24 protein-coding genes and 1 tRNA gene are annotated in these 18,418 nt (G+C 54.5%); 9 read left to right on the forward strand and 16 right to left on the reverse strand.

What is annotated here, in order from left to right:
- Positions 1 to 4 precede the first annotated feature (4 nt).
- The 3 genes from ACRBB0_RS04955 to ACRBB0_RS04965 all read left to right on the forward strand — a co-directional run bounded on the left by ACRBB0_RS04955 (position 5) and on the right by ACRBB0_RS04965 (position 1,654).
- Positions 5 to 406, forward strand: a complete 402-nt coding sequence (locus tag ACRBB0_RS04955) for a hypothetical protein (protein ID WP_431373300.1) — start codon at positions 5 to 7, stop codon at positions 404 to 406.
- A 138-nt stretch (positions 407 to 544) separates the two neighbouring features.
- Positions 545 to 838, forward strand: coding sequence for a hypothetical protein (locus tag ACRBB0_RS04960; RefSeq protein WP_431373301.1), 294 nt, complete (start codon positions 545 to 547; stop codon positions 836 to 838).
- A 474-nt stretch (positions 839 to 1,312) separates the two neighbouring features.
- On the forward strand, positions 1,313 to 1,654 hold the full coding sequence (locus tag ACRBB0_RS04965) for a GFA family protein (RefSeq protein ID WP_431373302.1): 342 nt from the start codon (positions 1,313 to 1,315) through the stop codon (positions 1,652 to 1,654).
- A gap of 22 nt (positions 1,655 to 1,676) precedes the next feature.
- Here the strand turns inward: ACRBB0_RS04965 and ACRBB0_RS04970 are convergent, their stop codons facing one another.
- Positions 1,677 to 1,952, reverse strand: coding sequence for a hypothetical protein (locus ACRBB0_RS04970; protein WP_431373303.1), 276 nt, complete (start codon positions 1,950 to 1,952; stop codon positions 1,677 to 1,679).
- Positions 1,953 to 2,061: 109 nt separating this feature from the next.
- A complete protein-coding gene (locus tag ACRBB0_RS04975) occupies positions 2,062 to 2,523 on the reverse strand; it encodes a YHS domain-containing (seleno)protein (protein ID WP_431373304.1) in 462 nt (153 codons plus the stop codon).
- 371 nt (positions 2,524 to 2,894) lie between these two features.
- Here ACRBB0_RS04975 and ACRBB0_RS04980 point away from each other — a divergent pair, with 371 nt between their 5' ends.
- Both ACRBB0_RS04980 and ACRBB0_RS04985 read left to right on the forward strand, forming a co-directional pair.
- Entirely contained in the window at positions 2,895 to 3,215 is a 321-nt protein-coding gene (locus ACRBB0_RS04980; protein WP_431373305.1) for a hypothetical protein, read from the forward strand.
- 87 nt (positions 3,216 to 3,302) lie between these two features.
- Entirely contained in the window at positions 3,303 to 4,097 is a 795-nt protein-coding gene (locus ACRBB0_RS04985; protein ID WP_431373306.1) for an inositol monophosphatase family protein, read from the forward strand.
- Here ACRBB0_RS04985 and ACRBB0_RS04990 read toward each other — a convergent pair.
- The 5 genes from ACRBB0_RS04990 to putA form a co-directional block, all read right to left on the reverse strand.
- On the reverse strand, positions 4,078 to 4,746 hold the full coding sequence (locus ACRBB0_RS04990; RefSeq protein ID WP_431373307.1) for a phytanoyl-CoA dioxygenase family protein: 669 nt from the start codon (positions 4,744 to 4,746) through the stop codon (positions 4,078 to 4,080). The genes ACRBB0_RS04985 and ACRBB0_RS04990 overlap by 20 nt on opposite strands.
- The gene (locus ACRBB0_RS04995; protein ID WP_431373308.1) at positions 4,743 to 5,537 is read right to left on the reverse strand and encodes a phytanoyl-CoA dioxygenase family protein; all 795 of its coding nucleotides are present in this window, start codon (positions 5,535 to 5,537) and stop codon (positions 4,743 to 4,745) included. Before ACRBB0_RS04995 ends, ACRBB0_RS04990 begins: the two co-directional genes overlap by 4 nt.
- Positions 5,538 to 5,543: 6 nt before the next feature.
- Entirely contained in the window at positions 5,544 to 5,915 is a 372-nt protein-coding gene (locus ACRBB0_RS05000) for a GFA family protein (protein ID WP_431373309.1), read from the reverse strand.
- Positions 5,912 to 6,649 (reverse strand): rhomboid family intramembrane serine protease, encoded by a 738-nt coding sequence (locus ACRBB0_RS05005; RefSeq protein WP_431373310.1) that lies wholly within the window; start codon positions 6,647 to 6,649, stop codon positions 5,912 to 5,914. The genes ACRBB0_RS05000 and ACRBB0_RS05005 overlap by 4 nt, the downstream gene beginning before the upstream one ends.
- Positions 6,650 to 6,730: 81 nt before the next feature.
- The gene (putA, locus tag ACRBB0_RS05010; protein WP_431373311.1) at positions 6,731 to 10,150 is read right to left on the reverse strand and encodes a bifunctional proline dehydrogenase/L-glutamate gamma-semialdehyde dehydrogenase PutA; all 3,420 of its coding nucleotides are present in this window, start codon (positions 10,148 to 10,150) and stop codon (positions 6,731 to 6,733) included.
- A gap of 136 nt (positions 10,151 to 10,286) precedes the next feature.
- Here putA and ACRBB0_RS05015 point away from each other — a divergent pair, with 136 nt between their 5' ends.
- The 3 genes from ACRBB0_RS05015 (at position 10,287) to ACRBB0_RS05025 (ending at position 11,689) form a co-directional block, all read left to right on the forward strand.
- Positions 10,287 to 10,757, forward strand: a complete 471-nt coding sequence (locus tag ACRBB0_RS05015; protein WP_431373312.1) for an Lrp/AsnC family transcriptional regulator — start codon at positions 10,287 to 10,289, stop codon at positions 10,755 to 10,757.
- Positions 10,758 to 10,850: 93 nt separating this feature from the next.
- Positions 10,851 to 11,405 carry a tetratricopeptide repeat protein gene (locus ACRBB0_RS05020; protein ID WP_431373313.1) on the forward strand — a complete coding sequence of 185 codons (555 nt, stop codon included), beginning with the start codon at positions 10,851 to 10,853 and terminating at the stop codon, positions 11,403 to 11,405.
- A 198-nt stretch (positions 11,406 to 11,603) separates the two neighbouring features.
- A tRNA-Leu gene (locus ACRBB0_RS05025) sits at positions 11,604 to 11,689 on the forward strand.
- A gap of 33 nt (positions 11,690 to 11,722) precedes the next feature.
- Here ACRBB0_RS05025 and ACRBB0_RS05030 read toward each other — a convergent pair.
- Entirely contained in the window at positions 11,723 to 13,693 is a 1,971-nt protein-coding gene (locus ACRBB0_RS05030; RefSeq protein WP_431373314.1) for an ATP-binding protein, read from the reverse strand.
- A gap of 78 nt (positions 13,694 to 13,771) precedes the next feature.
- Positions 13,772 to 14,014: a helix-turn-helix domain-containing protein gene (locus tag ACRBB0_RS05035; protein ID WP_431373315.1), complete on the reverse strand. Its 243-nt coding sequence runs from the start codon at positions 14,012 to 14,014 to the stop codon at positions 13,772 to 13,774.
- Between the two features lie 27 nt (positions 14,015 to 14,041).
- On the opposite strand from ACRBB0_RS05035, the gene ACRBB0_RS05040 reads away from it, so the two are divergent.
- Positions 14,042 to 14,581 (forward strand): hypothetical protein, encoded by a 540-nt coding sequence (locus tag ACRBB0_RS05040; protein ID WP_431373316.1) that lies wholly within the window; start codon positions 14,042 to 14,044, stop codon positions 14,579 to 14,581.
- Here the strand turns inward: ACRBB0_RS05040 and ACRBB0_RS05045 are convergent.
- From ACRBB0_RS05045 to ACRBB0_RS05075, 7 genes are all read right to left on the reverse strand, one after another.
- Positions 14,571 to 14,849, reverse strand: coding sequence for a hypothetical protein (locus ACRBB0_RS05045; RefSeq protein WP_431373317.1), 279 nt, complete (start codon positions 14,847 to 14,849; stop codon positions 14,571 to 14,573). The two genes, ACRBB0_RS05040 and ACRBB0_RS05045, sit on opposite strands and share 11 nt — an antisense overlap.
- 21 nt (positions 14,850 to 14,870) lie before the next feature.
- On the reverse strand, positions 14,871 to 15,146 hold the full coding sequence (locus tag ACRBB0_RS05050) for a hypothetical protein (protein ID WP_431373318.1): 276 nt from the start codon (positions 15,144 to 15,146) through the stop codon (positions 14,871 to 14,873).
- 318 nt (positions 15,147 to 15,464) lie between these two features.
- On the reverse strand, positions 15,465 to 15,908 hold the full coding sequence (locus tag ACRBB0_RS05055; protein ID WP_431373319.1) for a hypothetical protein: 444 nt from the start codon (positions 15,906 to 15,908) through the stop codon (positions 15,465 to 15,467).
- Entirely contained in the window at positions 15,905 to 16,567 is a 663-nt protein-coding gene (locus ACRBB0_RS05060; protein WP_431373320.1) for a hypothetical protein, read from the reverse strand. The genes ACRBB0_RS05055 and ACRBB0_RS05060 overlap by 4 nt, the downstream gene beginning before the upstream one ends.
- 177 nt (positions 16,568 to 16,744) lie before the next feature.
- Positions 16,745 to 17,119 carry a hypothetical protein gene (locus ACRBB0_RS05065; RefSeq protein WP_431373321.1) on the reverse strand — a complete coding sequence of 125 codons (375 nt, stop codon included), beginning with the start codon at positions 17,117 to 17,119 and terminating at the stop codon, positions 16,745 to 16,747.
- Positions 17,120 to 17,286: 167 nt separating this feature from the next.
- Positions 17,287 to 17,571 (reverse strand): hypothetical protein, encoded by a 285-nt coding sequence (locus tag ACRBB0_RS05070; RefSeq protein ID WP_431373322.1) that lies wholly within the window; start codon positions 17,569 to 17,571, stop codon positions 17,287 to 17,289.
- Positions 17,564 to 18,127 (reverse strand): hypothetical protein, encoded by a 564-nt coding sequence (locus tag ACRBB0_RS05075; RefSeq protein ID WP_431373323.1) that lies wholly within the window; start codon positions 18,125 to 18,127, stop codon positions 17,564 to 17,566. Before ACRBB0_RS05075 ends, ACRBB0_RS05070 begins: the two co-directional genes overlap by 8 nt.
- Between the last annotated feature and the right edge of the window lie 291 nt (positions 18,128 to 18,418).

Below are 18,418 nucleotides of genomic sequence, written 5' to 3' on the forward strand. Positions count from 1 at the left end.
TGACATGACGGGCGAGCTTCCCGACTATTATTACCGGATCCGCGAAAATGGCGCGGCGGTGTTTCGGGTCGATACCGAAAACCGCCAACGCCGCATCGAGATGGAACAAATCGCGGTCGTCAATATGAACAAGGGCGAAATCAAGCCCCATGGCGATCGCGAATTGAGCCCCGAAGATAAGAAAGAAATCAGCCGCTGGGTGGCGGAACGCAAAGCCTTGCTGGCGATGCGCGACATCGACGATATTCACCGCGCGGTTGATTACATGAACATCACGACGCAATGGGCGCAATCCAAGGCAAGCCCGGAGCAACTGGATGAGGTGACAGATTCACTTTTGCTTGCGATGCATGATCTGCGCACCGTGTTGGTCCGCAAAAAAGCGGATCGTTTGATGAAAGGTTAAAGGGTGACGGGCCGGTTATGGCCTTGTTTTGTGTATGTTTGTTCGTTTTTGACACCGCAGTTGTTAGACAATATGGGGCCCCGAGAAGGGTTCTTTTGTGCGGCTTATGCGCTTAGGTCTCAACACGACCTTAACCAGTTGAGTTCGGATCAGCTCGAAGACTTCCTCAGTTGGGTTCGCACGAATTTGACCGTTCCAGACCGCTTCAACCGAACGTCCTCCAAGGGGGGGGGGAAGCGCCGCGACACCAAAGGGTTGAGCTGGTTCAAGCCGACGGCCAATGACGCGCTGGTCAAAGCCTATGAACTGATCGCGCTTCTTGAGCTGCATGGCTATGTCATCGACACGTTGCGGTCGGACAATGTCGGGTATGTGGTTTATGAGGATGACGCACAGGTCGTCGCTGAACCCTTTGCCAACACGCCCGTATAGCTCAGCCAACGGTTGCTGGGAAAGGCTAGGGCTTTCTCCCCATGACGCGTTGGGCCTTGGCGTTTAACTTGGTGCTAAATGTCATGGGAGGGAAGAGATGCTAAATCGTCCAACTTTGCCAGCAGAGGCGCGTCAGAGCTTGTTTCCCCTGTCGCCAGATGCGTTGCGAACCCTGCTTGAGCGCTACGGCTCCTAGCCTTTGCGCGCAGCACCCTGGCACTGGCGGTGATGCCATTACAGGTCCGTACCATTAAAAAATGGGCGGTCCTGATTTTTGTTGGAAGCAAGCGAACTAGGTGATCAAAACAGCTGCTTGATCGTGGTAAAAAGCCTTTGGCATTTAACTGTTGCATTGCTTGAAAGCAAATGTTCCCTTAATGTTCTTGGGGCGTGTTGGGTACAGGGAGCCATCCAGTGATCAAAGGAAGTTGTTGTTGCGGTGCGGTGAAGTTTGAACTTTCTCGAGAGCCACCAATGATGGGCACGTGCCATTGTTCGCGTTGTCGCAAAGTCGGGGCGAGTGCGATTGTCTTTGTGAAAAAGGAGCATCTGACTTGGGTGCAAGGCAGGGACAATGTCGCGCTTTTTGAACCGGTTGCACCCTATAAGTATGGTCGCTGTTTTTGTAAAGTCTGCGGCACGTCCCTTGGCGAAATCCTGTCGGACATGGACAGTTTTCCGATAGCGGCCAATGCGATTGATAGTGATCTGACGGTTCGCAATTCGCTGCATGAATTTGTGTCGGAAAAACCGTCTTGGTATGAGATTTGTGATGATGCCGAACAGTCAAAGGGCGATCCCGACCCTGTTGGATAGCGACGGGGGCAGTGGGCGGTGATCAGTTGTGTTGCAATCTGATACGGGCCTGTGCGCGCAATTCTTGGACTGTTGCTGAGTTGCTGTCTTCCCAGCTTTTGAAGCTGCGATAGCCCAGACGGTTTTGGGCGGCGCGTTCCGGGCTGCCCAATGGGGCAGGGGCCTCTTGAACAAATTCCTGCTTTAGTTGCTCATAGTTGGCCATACAGTTTTGGACTTCTTCACGGGTCAGCCCGCGCGTGGCGGCGGCTTGGTCACAAAGGTAATACAGGCTGAGCAGGGTCATCATATGGGTCATATCAGGCTCCGGTCTGGATCAGAGCAGGGTTGCAAAAATCTCCTTTTTTCTGGTTAACGGGGCGTTCTCACTCCCGTTAACCCTGTCTCTGAACCGGTCGCGATGTGTCTTACCCAAGTATGCCGGGCCAGTTCTTCTCACCCTTGGCGATATTGCCGGGAACGTCTTTTAGCCAAAGCTCCCGCGCCCGTAAATTGGCGTTCAGGTACAGCTTGCCCTCATAAATCGTCCAAGCCTCGGGCATTGTCGGCGCGACATAGCCCAGCGACGCCGCATAGGCGCAATATCCACCAAATTGCGGGGCATAGGCGGTCGGATTCGCTTGGAATGTCGCCGCATTGGCCGCTGTGGCAAAGCGCCACTGCGCGCCTTTCCAATCAACCGTATGGTCGGCCGCGCCCGCAACCGGGCCGTTGTTGTCAAAATATGCAACGGCGTCTGACCCGTCGATGGCCACGCCGCCTTCGGCATATATGTCGGGTTCCTTGGCCACGGCGGCCCGCGCTGTCAGAATAAGAGCGGGCGCAGCGAGGCTTAGGCCAAGAAGGGAACGGCGTGTGAGATGGGTCATTGGAAGGCTCCTGTTGCGTGGCGTTGTGCCTAAGATGCGGGACAAACGTGGATCGCAAAAGCCCCGCTCAAGCGGCTGTGATGGCCCGTGTGAATTTGGTCCAAATTCCTGGGCAAATGTTTCAATGCATCAAAATAGGATAGGGATTCGCGCCTAGGGCGCATTGCGGACGTTGGTTTCCCTTGGGACGTCAATGGCGCGACCCAAGACGCGACCCAGGGCATATTTTGCGGTCTTTCATCAAATCAAATCAATTATTCCCGGCTTTCCCTCTGTTTTCAGGGGTTTTTCGCATGAATAAATTGACTATTGCGGTTGTATTGGTAGCTTGGACAAAACACTGAATTAACCAGTCTTAAATGGGGGATATCATGCGTATAGCACGTATTTTTGTGGCGGCAGCCGCGATGGCCGTATCTGGCTCGGCCGCAATGGCTTGGGGCGACATGTATATGGGGGATGGCACGAATAACCCAAATTCCAACGCTTTGGTGCATTCCTATAACGCGCCTAACTATTGCCCCGCGGGTCTTCAGCCGGTGATGGCGGGTGGCGTGATCTGCTGTGGCACACCCAATGCTGGTGCTTACGTCGATCGCCCCGGCAAGGTTCACCGCGCGGCCGCGCCCAAACGCAAATCCACACCAGCGGCCTATGCGCCGGTTGGTGAAAAGGGCGTTGTTTACCGCTAAGACGCTTCGCTCTTGGCTTTTGCTGTCAGGCCGCGTATATGCGCGGCCTGATCGCGTTTCATCTCATCACATTCACGGGGCCAAGCCATGCAAGGCAGTGCAAATCTCAACATCATGATCAAAGCCGCGCGCAAAGCCGGCCGTTCCTTGGTCAAGGATTTCCGTGAGGTTGAGAACCTCCAAGTTTCGATGAAGGGGGCCGGGGATTTTGTGAGCCGGGCTGACATCGCGGCTGAAAACATCCTCAAAGAAGAATTGTTGGGCGCGCGTCCGACCTATGGTTGGCTCGGCGAAGAATCCGAAGAGATCGCGGGCCAAGACCCGACCCGCCGCTGGATCGTTGATCCGCTTGATGGCACCACCAATTTCCTGCACGGCTTGCCACATTGGGCCGTCTCCATTGCGCTTGAACACAAAGGTCAGATCGTTTCGGCTGTGGTTTTTGATCCGGCCAAAGATGAGATGTTTTTTGCCGAAAAAGGTGCGGGTGCTTGGTTGAACAACTCCAACCGTATCCGGGTGTCAGGCCGCAATCGCATGATCGAAGGCGTGTTTGCCACCGGCATTCCGTTTGCTGCGAAACGCACTTTGCCTGCGACCCTCCAAGATTTGGCCCGTTTGATGCCAGAATGTGCGGGCGTGCGCCGCTTTGGGTCGGCTGCGCTGGATTTGGCCTATGTGGCTGCAGGGCGCTATGACGGTTATTGGGAGCGTGAGCTGAACCTGTGGGACATTGCAGGCGGCTATTTGATCGCCCAAGAGGCTGGCGCGCTGATCGAAGGTATCCGCAAGGATCAAGATCCCTTGGCCACGGGCAATCTGATCTGCGCCAACAACGATATCTTCTCAAACTTTGCGAAAATCATTCGCGTTCCCAGCTAAGCCAACTTAGCGGGGCAGGTAGTGGTTGCGTCGCACAGTCAATTCTAAGAACAGCCCGATGACCGGGCTGTTTTGCCGGGCGGGACCGATGCAAGGTGAGCATTGGCAAGATCAATAGATCGCCCGCCGTGCCCGTTTCGATCTCTGTTTCGTATTGAAGCGCCGTCTTTTCAGCATCGCTTGCGGCGACACAACCGGACATATGGCTGCCTTTGGCATACTCCATACCGCCATTGTCGGGCCCGACATCGTCCAGAAAAAGCCGTGTGAACAGCATGGATCGCAGGATCGTCTCAGGCGGTTCGCAATGCCAAATACCTGACTTCTGTGACCAATTTTCATATCCGGGAAGGTCGTGTTTGTCAGAGACCGCAATCACGCGATCTTGGTGCCATGGCGTTACCCAGTTGTGCCTGTCGGTTTTGTCGAACCCCACAACACGTGTCACGTCGGCTTTGGGGCATATCCTGCGCAGGTTTTGTAGCAGCGCGCTTTGGGCCAAACTCTGGGCCAACTCTGACCTCGGACCAAAGCGTTGACCGGGCCGACCTGACCTTTCGGCCAAATCTTTCAAAGGGGCAATTTCCGTCTTGTGCAAGGCCTGTCGCACCCAGATTGGGTGCTCAACAACCGGTTTGACTGGTGTCATCGCTCAAAAAGAACGGGAAACCAATCCTCACGCAGGCGCTGGCCGGGTTGCATATCATGGCCGGGAAAGGGCGGTGATGTTTTGCCGGGGCGTTCCACATAGCGCGCATCATCCCCGACAAGCCGAAGCGAAAAGGCGCGGCGGCGATTGCCGGTGCTATTGCCACGGGCACCATGCAAAATACCATAGTTAAAGGCCACCGCATCGCCGGGTTCCATGGGCCATTCGGTGATCTCCATCCCTTCGGCATCTGGGTCAGGAACGGGCATGTAAGTGTCTTGATCGGGATAAAAGTTCGTTTCCGACAACCAGCGGGTGGGCAAAACCGGCTTGTCCCAGAGATGAGATCCCGCGACACAGCGCAAGGAGGCCTCTGTCACCGGGTCCAGGGGGGCCCAAAAACTGACGGTTTGCAGACCTGACACAAAGTAATATGGCCCGTCTTGATGCCACGGAGTCGGCTTGGATGTGCCCGGCTCTTTGACCAAGACATGGTCGTGAAACAGCTGAACACGTTGCGAGGCCATCAGGTCGGCGGCCACTTCGGCGGCAGGGCCGGTGTGGATCACCTCTTTGAATTCGGGGATGCGCTGCCAGTTGCAATAGTCGTCGAAAAACCGCCCCGCTTCGCCATCCTTTAGGTTTTCGGCGGCATAGGGGCCGGGGTGCGCCATATTGCGATCGACACCGGCGCGCAGCGTCTCGACCTGATCAGCCCACAGGCCTTTTATCAAGGTGACGCCGTCGCGTTGAAACTGGTCGATTTGGGATTGGGTGACAAGCGGGTGCATGGGGCCTCATGTACGATCTGAAGGGTGGTTGACGCCGTCAACCCAAGGGACCGGCTCGATCTCTGTGGGCTCGGTGCCAGCAATCGCATACAGGTTAACGCCAAATTCATTCGGGTTGGAACGGCGCTGGTGGTACATGTAAATCCCGCATACCGAACAGAAATAATGTTTGGCGGTATGGGTGTTAAAACTGTAGAGCGTCAGTTTCTCGGCCCCCTTGATCACCTCGATACCACCCAAAGGCGCAGAAACTGCCGGGGCTCCGCGACGGCGGCAGAACGAACAATCACAACGGCGCGCGGTGTTCAGACCATCGGTTAAGGTAACGCGTAGCTCGACCGCTCCGCAGTGACATGTGGCTGTGACTGGCTTGCTCATTTTCGTTTGATCCTTGGAACTCGGGAAAAGGAATATTGCGCGTCTGGATGCGGCGGATGGCCATGATGAACCCGCCAGATTTTGGTGCCGCCGAGGCGTAAAAACGTCGGAACCGTCAGGATCAACCCGGCGACGAACCCGCCCGCATGCGCCCAATAGGCAACCCCTCCGGTGGTAGGATCCGAACCGATGCCACCAATCAGTTGCATGCCAAACCAGAGCGCCAACATGATCCAGGCAGGGACTGGAAAGACCTTGAAAAAGATGATCAGGATCAAGAGGATGTCAATCCGAGCCTTGGGGTAAAGAAGCAAATACCCGCCCATGATCCCGGCAATAGCACCCGACGCCCCAACGGTTGGAACGTTGGAATAGGGGGCTGATAGGTAATGGATGAGACCGGCGGCAATCCCGGCGGCCAAATAGAAGGCGAGAAAGCCGATATGGCCCATCTCATCCTCAAGGTTGTCGCCGAATATGAACAAAAACAGCATGTTGCCTGCAAGGTGGGCCAGGCCACCGTGCAAAAACATGGATGTGACAAGGCCCGTGAAACCGTCGCCTTCTGACAGGAACAGCGGGACCAGTGCGTAGTCGGCGTAAAACTGCAGCAACTCGCGCGGGGAGGCCGACAAATGCCAGGTCGAGGCAAAGATCACCACATTCAGGATGATCAAGGCGTAGGTCACATAGGGGGTTCGGCCAGACGGATTGTGGTCACGGATAGGAAACATAGCCCGAGAGTGACAGGCTTTGCGCGGGCGTCAAGCGTGAACCAACGGGCGATGTGAAATGCACCGCCCGTTGGATTTGGATCATGCGTTGCCAGCCAGCAAAGCGGCATTGCCACCGGCAGCAGTCGTGTCGATGCAGACATGCCGTTCGGCCCGAACATGCGCGGTATCGGGCGTGTCGGTGATCAGCGGCGTGATGGCACCGCTGCGCGCGGCGAGGGCCCCGCGATAGGCGCGGCCTGCCTCTTCATCACCCCACCAAAGCGCGCCTGAAAAGCCGCTCAACTCGCTCAGGGCCTCAGCGGGAACGCTGCCATGTGCCTCAATCGCCAGTCCGCCAAGGCCACGAACGGCCTGTGCCTGACTGGCCGCCGCCTGTGCGCCGGGGCCAAGGCACAGCACCGGTGGACGTGCGTCATGGCTATGTTGGTTGGCCTCTCCGGTCGGGCCGGGAAGCTCTTGCAGCTTGGGCTCTGGGGTTGTCATGCGTGACGCATCTAGCGCGGATTGAAGGCGCGTGGCGCTGTCATGACTGGCCCAATCGGTGCCCGCCATGGGGGCTGTTTTCTGGCTGAAACGCCCGACATAAAACGGCCCGCCTGCTTTGGGGCCTGTTCCAGAAAGCCCTTCTCCTCCAAAGGGTTGGCTCCCAACAATCGCGCCAATCTGGTTGCGGTTGACATAGATGTTCCCGGCGTGCACTCGTTCGGTCACATGTTGAACCCGATCATCAATCCGGGTCATCAGACCAAATGTCAGCCCGTACCCGGTGGCATTGATCGCGTCGATCACCGCATCAATTCCATCCGCCTTGAAGGTCGCGACATGCAAAACCGGCCCAAAAATTTCCCGTTCCAGATCGGCGATGCTGTTCACGCGGATCAAAGTGGGGGGCACGTAAAACCCGGTCTGTGGCACGGCACAGCGCTTGATCTCACGACCCTCGCGCCGGGCCGTATCGATATGGGTCATGATGCCAGCACGCGCCTCTTGATCGATCACTGGGCCAAGGTCGGACCGCAGCTCCCACGGTGTGGCTGGGACAAGAGCGTCCATCGCTCCGGTGAGCATCTCAAGGAAATCCTCGGCGATGTCTTCCTGGACATACAAGCAGCGCAGCGCCGAGCACCGTTGACCCGCCGATTGAAAGGCGGATTCGACAATGGCTTGAACCGCCTGTTCCGGTAGCGCCGTGCTGTCGACGATCATGGCATTCAGCCCGCCGGTTTCGGCAATCAACGGTGTGCCCGGAGCCAGATGTCTGGCCACCGATTTATGGATGATCTGCGCCGTGTCGGTTGAGCCGGTAAAGGCCACTCCGGCGACTTGGGGCTGGCTGGTCAAAGCGGCCCCCACATCTCCGGCACCGGGCAAAAGCTGAAGCGCGGTGGTTGGCACTCCGGCTTCGTGCAGCAATTGAACCGCGCGATAGGCGATCAATCCGGTCTGTTCTGCCGGCTTGGCCAAAACGGCGTTACCGGCTGCCAATGCCGCCGAAATCTGACCGGTGAAAATCGCCAAGGGGAAGTTCCACGGTGAAATGCAGGCAAAGGTGCCGCGCGCAGGTGGGCCATCGGCGCGAACGGCGTAGTAGCGCAAGAAATCAACGGCTTCGCGCAGTTCTGCGACCACGTCGAGCATGGTTTTACCCGCCTCGCGGTGTAACAGCGCAAACAATTCGCCATAGTTTTGCTCATAGAGATCGGCCGCGCGGTTCAAGATCGCGGCGCGTTCTTGCGGCGCGGCCTTCCATGGTGCTGCCGCCTGTGCGGCAATGGCCACGGTCTCAGGCGTCGCCCAAGTGATTTCGCCAACGCTTTCCGCCGGATTGGCCGGGTTCAACACGGGGTTGACCGCGCCTGTCGGCGCAGATTGGGCCACAAGCGGTGCCCCATGCCATTGCGCAGCATGAAACGGTTGCCGTGCGTCTTCGATCTTTTCAAGCGTCGGGCGGTGGCGCAGATCAAAGCCCTTGGAATTGGCGCGCTCAGGCTGGAACAGATCCGGGCCAGTGGTGATTGCAGCGCCTGCCTCGGCATCAAACGGATCGGCAGCGACCAGCTCGGGCGCGACGTCTTCGTCAACAATTTGGTTCACAAAGGATGAGTTCGCGCCGTTTTCCAACAAGCGCCGGACCAAATAGGCCAGCAAATCGCGATGCGCGCCAACCGGCGCATAGATCCGACAACGGGTCTTGTTTTGTGCTTTGACCAAATCGTGCAGCGTTTCGCCCATGCCATGCAGGCGCTGGAACTCAAACGCCTGACCGGGCTGTGCCATTTGCAAGATCGCCGAAACGGTATGGGCGTTATGTGTGGCGAATTGCGGATATATCCGGTCGGTCATGTTCAGCAACTTGCGGGCATTGGCAATATACGAGATGTCGGTGTTTGTTTTCGTTGTGAAAACTGGAAACCCCTCCAGACCACCAACCTGCGCCAGCTTGATTTCGCTGTCCCAATAGGCCCCTTTGACCAGCCGGACCATAATCCGGCGATCATGCTGTTCAGCCAACGCATGCAGGTAGTCAATGACCGCGCTGGCGCGTGGCCCATAGGCCTGCACCACGACGCCAAATCCATCCCAACCGGCCAGGGACGGATCGCTCAGCACCGCTTCGATCACATCCAGCGAGATCGACAAGCGGTCCGCTTCTTCGGCATCAATGTTCAAGCCGATCCCTGCCGAACGCGCCAATCCGGCAAGCGAGCGCAGACGCGGCACGAGGTTTTGCATGACTGCGTCGCGGTGCATGTCGTCATAGCGCGCAAAAAGGGCCGACAATTTGACAGAGATGCCGGGGTTTTCGCGAATGTCATCGCTCTTGGCCCCGTCGGCAATGGCTGAAATCGCGCGGGAATAAGACAAGTGATAGCGCCGTGCATCGGCCTCTGTTCGTGCCGCTTCACCCAGCATATCATAGCTATAGGTATAGCCCTGATCTTCCATCCCAGTGCCGCGTTTCATCGCCGATTGGATGGTTTCGCCCAAAACAAACTGAGCGCCCATTTCTTTCATCGCGCGGGCAACCGCAGTGCGGATGACTGGCTCGCCCAAACGCTTGATTGCGCCGCGCAGATGGCCAACAGGGCCGGGGGCGTCGTCGTTCAACACCTTCCCCGTGAGCATCAAGGCCCAGGTGGACGCATTCACCAAGGGCGAGGTCGACGCACCCATATGTTTGCCCCAATTTGACGGAGCGATTTTGTCTTCGATCAGCGCGTCGATTGTTGTGGCATCAGGAACGCGCAACAGCGCCTCGGCCAGACACATCAACGCAATGCCCTCGTCGGTGGACAGACCATATTCCGCAAGGAAAACTTCCATCATTCCGGGTTTGGACGATGAGCGGATGTCACGCACCAACTGCGCCGCCTTGGCGCTAATCGCTTTGCGGTCTTCCGCGCTCAGATCGGCCTGATCACGCAAATGCGCCATCATCTCGGATTCGGTTGCATATGTCAGGTCATCAACGCGGCTACGCAGTTTGGATATGGGCATTGAATCCTCCGGGTTGGTCCTTGATCCATCAAGGGCTTCTATATTTCCCGTATATCCTATTTATTTTCGGTGAAAGGACTGTTATGGAGCGATATCGAAGGCGATTGGACCTAAATTATGCAAAGGTACAGTTCAAATGGATCATATAGACCTCGATCGCTTTGATCGCGCGATTCTGACCACTCTGGCCGAGGAAGGGCGCATTTCGATTGCCGACCTTGCGCGGCGGATTGGGTTGTCAAAATCACCCACCCAAGCGCGCCTGCGCCGTCTTGAGCGCGACGGAGCCATTCGCGGGTATCGCGCCATTCTCGATCCGATCCAGCTCGGCCTTGACCACGTGGCCTTTGTTGAGGTCAAAATGACCTCGACGTCTGAGGCTGCGTTGGCCAAGTTCAACCAAGCCGCTGCCGCTGTGCCGGAAATCGAACAAGTGCATCTGATTGCTGGCAATTTCGACTATCTTCTTAAGGTACGCACGGCTGATATGCGCTCGTATCGCCGGGTGTTGGCCGAGAAAATTTCGACCCTGCCGGGGATGTCGGCGACCTCAACCTATGTGGCAATGGAAGCGGTCAAGGAAGACGGTCTCGCAGAAGTGACTTGAAAATAGCCGTCATCGCGTCACCATAGACCCATGAAACGCGCTAGATTACTTTCGACGTGCGCGGCGCTTTTTAGGGCTGGCACGACTTGGACTATGGCTTTGACGATGGCCGGGACGATGGTTGGGGCATTGACCTGGGCAGGGCCCGCTTTGGCGGATGGCTGCCCAACTGCGCCCGATCACTCCGAACCGCTTCAGGGGTTGTATGATCAGCTCCTTGAGGTCGACGGTGAAATGCAGGCTCGCCTTGTCTCAAATCAGATGTGGCAATATTGGGCGGACGCCCCGGACGAAGCCAGCCAAGAGATTCTGGATGAGGGGATGAAAGCCCGCGCAGCATGGGATTTTCTGCGCGCAATTGATCGGTTTGATGCCTTGATTGGCTACTGCCCGTTTTACGCCGAAGGGTATAATCAGCGGGGATTTGTGAATTACCTGCGCCAAGATTATGAAGCAACTTTGCCGGATCTTGAGCGCGCGCTTGACATAAATCCCAAGCATCTTGGGGCTTTGTCGGGCAGGGCGCTGACATTGTTGGCCTTGGGGCGCGAGGTTGAGGGGCAAAAGGCCCTGCGCGATGCGCTTGAGCTGAACCCATGGCTGACAGAACGATACTTGCTCAAACCGCTGCCGGGACAAGAACTTTAACCTTTCTGGGTCTTTACACCGACGACGGCCAAGCTATTGTCGCGCGCACTGGCCCGCGTGGTGGAATGGTAGACACAGGAGACTTAAAATCCTTGAGTCTGTGCGGTAAAACGCATACGAAACAAGGCGTTGCGAAGAGAAGTCCGTTTCTAGGCCCGATATAGGCCCGGAATTGAAAATTGAAGAACAACGCCAGATGCGGGCGTGATGGAATGGTAGACATACCAGACTTAAAATCTGTTGGGCGTATGCCCGTGTGGGTTCGAGTCCCACCGCCCGCACCAAATTTCCCTATAGTTATCAATTTGTTGTGAGGTTTACTCAGCGGCTAATTCGGAGATTTTCTGACGCACCTCATCGCTGAGATACTCGTCGCTAATATTGCTTAGGTAGCTAAGGGCATGCTCGTCATTAGCCTCATACTCCAAACCCCGTTTAAAGAATGTAAGCCGACCTTGAGATTCGTCGATAATCTGACCCCACGTTTTGGCCCAAACTCGGATTTTGGGCTCGTCAAGCTCAAGTACCAGACCTCTGGGTTTCCCGGTCTGTTTTGCCTCCAACTCCGCATCACGTGTGAAGCTGTTTGATACCGCAAGAAAATCCCATTCCACTGAGGAGTTTTTGAACCGGTCATCCAACGCTACCGCTTTTGCGTATTTTTTAATCTGGTTGACGACGTCTTCATTTATCGGCTGCGAAGGCCGCTTGAGCTCTATGACTAGGTGCTTCCGTTCGTCATCGGTAGAAGTTGGAAGTCGTTGCGATAGCATGAGGTCTACAATCCTAGTTTTACCGTCAGCGTCGAGAACAGGTTCGTCTGGTGCAAGTTCTTCGCGGTCAGGGCCTAAGAGTTTCAAATGCGATCTAAGGACTGACGATAAGTCTTCATCATCATTGGTTAGATTGAATTGTTCACCAAATAGCCAAGTGTGTTCGGCAATGACTCGATGTAGCTGGGATCGTTCGAGAAGTTGCCGTTTTGAAGCTGCATCAAAAATGAGGATTTGGAGAGCTTTCAGAAAGTCCAAGCGGTCTGACACCGATCGTGCGGCATTAATGACTGCCGTTAGGGTTGTTCGCTTGAGTAGATTTGCCAAGTCCTCCTGTTTGTCTTTTGGGAGGTCTATGACATGATTTAGTAAGTCAGGAAGTGCGCTTGGGCCAGCTTCAACGGCTGCTTTTACCAGTTGGAGGATCAGCTTTTGCGATTTAGGCGGAGTTTTCTCAAAATCACTGCTGTAATCGGCCAAATTCAAAGCAACAACGTCAAACACCTGTCTCTCGTTGCGTTCAATGGGGCTTTCGGTGTCTCCCTCGTAGGGGTAGATTTCAGCCTTTTTCCATTCTTCGATTTTTGACCTTGATCGTACGGACTCTTTTTCCCTGAAATGCTCACGAAGTTTGACCTTTGTTTCTTCCAGCAGTTGGTTCGCCACTACGTCTAGTTCGACCAACCCTTCAGTATTGTCATCAACTAAAGTTTGGAAATATTCGGATGTCAGATACGCCGTGAACCAAAATCCTCTTGCTTGAATACCTGCTGGCATTTCATGGAGGCTAAAACGACCTGGTAAGCAAAGCATAAGCTTTCGATCTATTCGCTTGTTCCACTCGACGATTTCTAGTTTTGCCTCGATCACGGCGCCGTTTTCAGAGGTGATCTGAATTTCTTTTTCTTCGACTCCCCTGATAGCTTCGCGGGCATCGATTTTGTGACCGTCATATTCGATCTCAAATGAAGGGTCTTCGAATAGCTGAAGCGCAAAGATGTCTGTTATTTTAACAGTCGCGCCGTGGCTGGCGCGAATTTCGAAATCCTTTTGGATATCGGTGATCTCGACAATGCAGCCTTTCCGAGTTGCAGGTGATATCTCCGACATAGGGAAATGTTTTGGGTCAGATATGTTTCCATGAATGGAGAAGTGATGATTTTTGAAATCTGAAAGCCAGGTAACTTCTTTGCCCAGAGAAAAGGCCTTGAAGCGACCTTGGCCTTTTTCACCATGCACGAAACGGCCGCCGTCGGTTTTACGCTTACGTTTTTTCCAAGAAGCACCCAATCCACCGAACATTGCCTCAGCCTGTTCTGGGTCAATTCCAGTTCCATTGTCCGAAATACTAATAGTCTCGATGCTGGTTAAAACACCGTCTTCGAACGTTACGTTTACTTTCGTTGCGTCTGCATCATAGGCGTTCCAGATTAGCTCAGACAACGCACGTATTGGGCTGGTTTTTGAAATTCGCTCAATGTGGTCGGGCTGTACTTGAACCTCAATATCTGGCATGTTTTTTTCTTCTCGTAACGGAATGGATTCAACAAAATACTTGGCCCAGCTTGCCCCTAAAAGTTGTGTGCTGCAATATCAAAGCCCATCCAACCCTAAGTCGATTAAGGTTTTCGCGGGCTCTTTTTCCAAGATTCGGCAGAGCTTTACGAACTCAATCACATCTAGTCGGCGCTCATAGCCTTCCACCTTTGCGACGAACGACTGTGGGCGGCCCAACGCATCTGCAACCTGTTGTTGTGTCAGGCCTGCTTCTAGGCGAGCGGCTTTCAAAGCGTCGATGAGCTTCCTGTACTCTTCATTATAGATGCTCTTTGACAATCACACATTCCATTGACCAGTTGTGTGATGAGCGGTAATTCGATTTTGGGATTATCCCAAAAAAGGATGTTAAACATGAATTTTCAGGAAAAATTGACGACAACCCAGCGCGGGAAAATTGCTGAGTTGCACGTGGCAACGGCCCTTATGGCTCAGTCCGCAGGTAGACTTTCACCGTTTGAGCCACTGTCGGATGACCATGGGGTTGATTTGGTGGTGTTGGACAAGGTGACGGGCGCAGCGCTGCCAGTCCAGGTGAAATCCTGGTTCCTACAGGTGGACAAACAGGTGAGGACCGTTCAGTTTGATGTTCAGAAGACCACTCATTCAGAAGGCCAGGTTGGTGCTGTTGTCTGCGTTGTGATTGATCCTGAGACTTTGGCAATTGTGGTCAGTTGGGTAATCCCGTTGCGGGATATCTCCGATGTTGCGACGAATAGGCCAAATAAGTTCGCGCTCGCGCCAAGCAGGCTGGAGGGCTCAAACGACAAGTATACCCGCTATCGCAATCATACGCTTGCAGGAATGGGGGAGAGCGTGATGGAACTGCTAAAGGCTATTTCTTAGCCTTGACCGCTTTTCGGCGACTGGGAATATCTTGCCCCTTGCGTCGTAACATACTGGCGATTGAGGCCACAGACCGGGTTGTGGTTTTGGCTTCGGGGAAATCTGATTTTACCAGAGCAACAATCTCGGCATAGCTGAGCGCTGTATCGTTTAAGAGTTCGGCTACGAGCGTGCCAACCGTCTGTTTCGGCTGTGTGTCGGTGCTTTCGGTAGATGCTGCCTTGGCGTTATCGGTTGCCTTGTCACCGTGTGTTTTAGAAGCTGTCATATCCTGTGTCCTTTTTGGAGTTCATGCGAAAATGGCGTCAATCTGTGGTTGGCTGATGCCACTGGTGACCTCGACGGTGAAATGCGCGCCAGCATGGAAGATATTGCCGCTGTCGAATTGATCGAACGCCACAGCCCCCAAAACGAAGCCGTCAAAACCATCTGCCTCTAGTTCCAGACGTGCAGTCTTCAGGGCTGCATCGAGGTCCTTTGCACAAAGCTCAAAGGCCTCATTCTTGCTGTTGGCCTCGTCCCAATAGTCGCCCGGGAAAAGGCTGGTTGGATAGATTGCGGTCATGGTCCGTCTCCTCATTTGCAAGACTAGAATGTCGCGCTGCGGGCAGTTCGCGAATGGGGAAATCTTGTTTGAATCACGACGAATGGCTTCGGGGTTGAAGTAAATTGTGGGCGGCGAGGTCTGAGGTGGCCCCGTCATGTTAGAAGTGCGAGGTTCTATTTCCTGACGCCAGATCGAGGGATATAGGATTGGTAATCACCTGATCTAAGTGGGAAAATGGTTTGGAAACAATACGTTGGCCTTGCCGATGGGGCTTCAGGCCCAAAATGGGCCCATTTCCGTTGTAGATTTCAGGAGATTTGGATTGTGGATGGCCTATCAGCCATCCTCCAGTTTTTTGTGGGCTTCAGCCACATCCATCGATGTGATGCCACCGCGTTCCAGTTCCTGTGCATCATCTCGGGCCTGTATGAGTGCTTTGCCAATGTCTGTTTCAAGTGCCCGACTATAGGCTTTCTCGAAGGTCTCGCCGTCCTGCTGAACAGACTTTGCCAGCGTGTCGAGTTCGGCTTCTGCTGTTTCTCGGTTTTTGGCTGCTGCTTTCTTAACGTCGTTTGGGATAGTCATGGTCTTCTCCATATTTGCGGCCGCACGAGCGGTTTCCACTTGTTGTTCAAGCTGCTTAACCTCTTGGGCCAATTCAGCAACTTCCTGGGCTTCGACTTCATCACGGGCCAACCGCATCAGAGCGTCTTCCAAGTCTTTCTTGCGCTGCTCTAGTTTGGCCAATTCGTCAGCATGGCGTTGTCCTTCGGCGCTCATAGGTTTGCCTCCATTTGATCCAGTTCAGCTTTGGCCTCACGGGACATGTTTGGTTGGGGGGACGATGCTTTTATGCGGAGCAATTCAACCCGCAGGCTTTCAACCACACGCCCTTCGGCATCCGCCAAAGTTGAAGCATGACGTTCACGGATCGGGGTATCTATGCCCATAGACCGAGCAAAGCTAACACCGCCTGCCGCAATAAGTGCTTTGATCAATGGCTCAGCAGAGCGGTTGTTGGTCAGGGCGCGTTCAACAGCCGTCAAGTCGCCGCCCGCACCTGATACTTGGCCGACATCTTTACGCAGGGCTTCAGCATAAGCGTTCCAGTTGGAGGCCAAAGCAATGAGTGCCTCATCAACGGATGCCGCCAGTTTGGTGCGTTTGGATGTGGCGTCGAGTGCCGCTTCGGCGCGGCGACGCCGGTTGTTTCGTTCTGTTCTTTCAGCAATGCTGCGCGTTTGATCTTCCAACTCGGCGATTGCATCATCTACGATGGAAATCCGTTCTGCCAGAGCTGTGGCTGTTCCTGCGGGTTTCTGGCCGGCAATCAAGGCGTCGCGGGCCTCGATGCGGGCGTTTTCAAGTTCGCCCATCAAGCGTTCTCGTTCAACCTGAAGCTCTGACAGCCGGGTTCCAATGTCATTCTTGTCTTTCATCAACATATCCTCGGTTTAGTCGGGGGACGGATGGCTGTGGGCGAAACCGCCGAAGCGCCACAGCCATCCGTTTGTCGAGATTAGAAAAGGAGATAAACAACCTCGGCATGACAGCAGATTGTCGCGTCGGTGAGTTGTGGGGGACCAGCGTTTGACATTCAGGCGCGAAATGCTGGCTTAGTTACGTCCCATGAGGTCCAGTTCCATCTGACGGATGAGATCAACAGGGGCGCCATTCGTTGTCAGGAATTGGCCTGGGTTGTCCTGAATGTCAGAACGATAGGATCGCCAAACCCTCGCGTTGGGGCAATCCAAACCCAGATCAAGGAAAGCCTGCATTGCTGGCATCACCCATCCCCGAGGGAATTTGGTTGAACCGTGACAATACCACATTGAGACCAGCAGCCTGACCGCATTCGCCCGCATGGTAAGACCTGCCTTTGGGGTATATTCACCCAGAGCTTCAGAAACCAATGCCTCTGCTTTGGCTTGAGTATCCTTGTAACGAATGGCAGGGAGCGGGGGCTGTGGGCGCGGTGACAATGCAGCCATTTCGGAACCTCTCGCCTTTGCAACATACGCAAGAACTATGCCGTGCTGACGCTATTGCGTAAGCCAGAAAGCCGATTGGGCCTGTGTTCGGGCCCAGAGCTGAGCGCATCCCAAGAAGTTGATTAGGAAGGGTTATTTCAGTTCAATGAGAGCCATTGGATTAGCAATCACTCATACCAGGGCGTTTGACGGATATGGTTGAGCAATTTTGCTCGCATGTCTTCGCCAAGGTCATTTCTGGCTTCGATTGCCACAATGGCCTCATCGCGTGTTTGTGTATCCCGCCAAGGCACTGGTTCTGCCTTGGATTGCATTTCTTCCAGCAAGCCAGTGTCAGGTGCATTGATGTGGCCCAGCGTTACTCGACAGGTAATCGCTCCACCTTCAAAGGGAAGCGTCGCCACACCACTTGGCAGGACATAGCAGGTTTGGACTTCGGGCCAATCAGACATTTATTGTGTCCTCGTCAATTTCGGATACGAGTTCAGCATCAACCACGTCGGCCGTCATCGAAGGCCTGACAAGCTTTGGCATCGGCTTAGGTGCAGTATGAACATGCGTATCGTTTTGCACCGTGATTGATGTTGTGGCTGCCCCATCAGCAGAAGGCAGGGCTTTATCCAGGAGCTTGATCAAGACACGAGCATCAACATGAGAAACGTCATATTGCATGACCTTTTCAAAATTGTCGTCCAGAACGGGCTGACCATTCTCGTCAAGCACTTCAATCCAACGCCCCAAGCTCATTGTACGTGCCGTTTCAACGACCTCTTCCCGCAGACCATCCAAACTAGCATGTAATGCGAGGTCCCACGCTGAGGCCACTTCGGGGTCCGTCAGACGCCAGTGGTATGCAGCACTTCGACTTATGCCTGCACGCTTGCAGGAAAGTTTGACATTGCCAGTTTGAGCCAGTGCTGCCAGAAATTCCCGCTTGGTTTCGACCGTGGTGGGCTCAACACGCCGATTGCCTATTTTCTTGGGCCCGCTGAGTTGTCGTCCATACATGTCGTTTCTCTCAATGGCCGTTAGACGCTAGGTAGCTGATTGCTTGATTGATGATATTGATTGTGATGCCAGAGTGTCGTGGAATTGAACTTTGGGAAACCAGCGTTGAGTGCAGCCGCTTTGGGCACATGCACAGTGGGCGTTTGGCCATATGATCCAGATACCCCCTGCCTGCCGCCGAAAAACACACCAAAATAACGACTTTAGGGGGTCAGGCCGGTCAGGCCGGTCGGGGTTAATTTACATACATTATATATATACGGCTTTTGGTTTTTTATCCTTATACGATAA

Source organism: Pelagimonas sp. (genome assembly GCF_050633425.1).
Taxonomy (GTDB): domain Bacteria; phylum Pseudomonadota; class Alphaproteobacteria; order Rhodobacterales; family Rhodobacteraceae; genus Pelagimonas.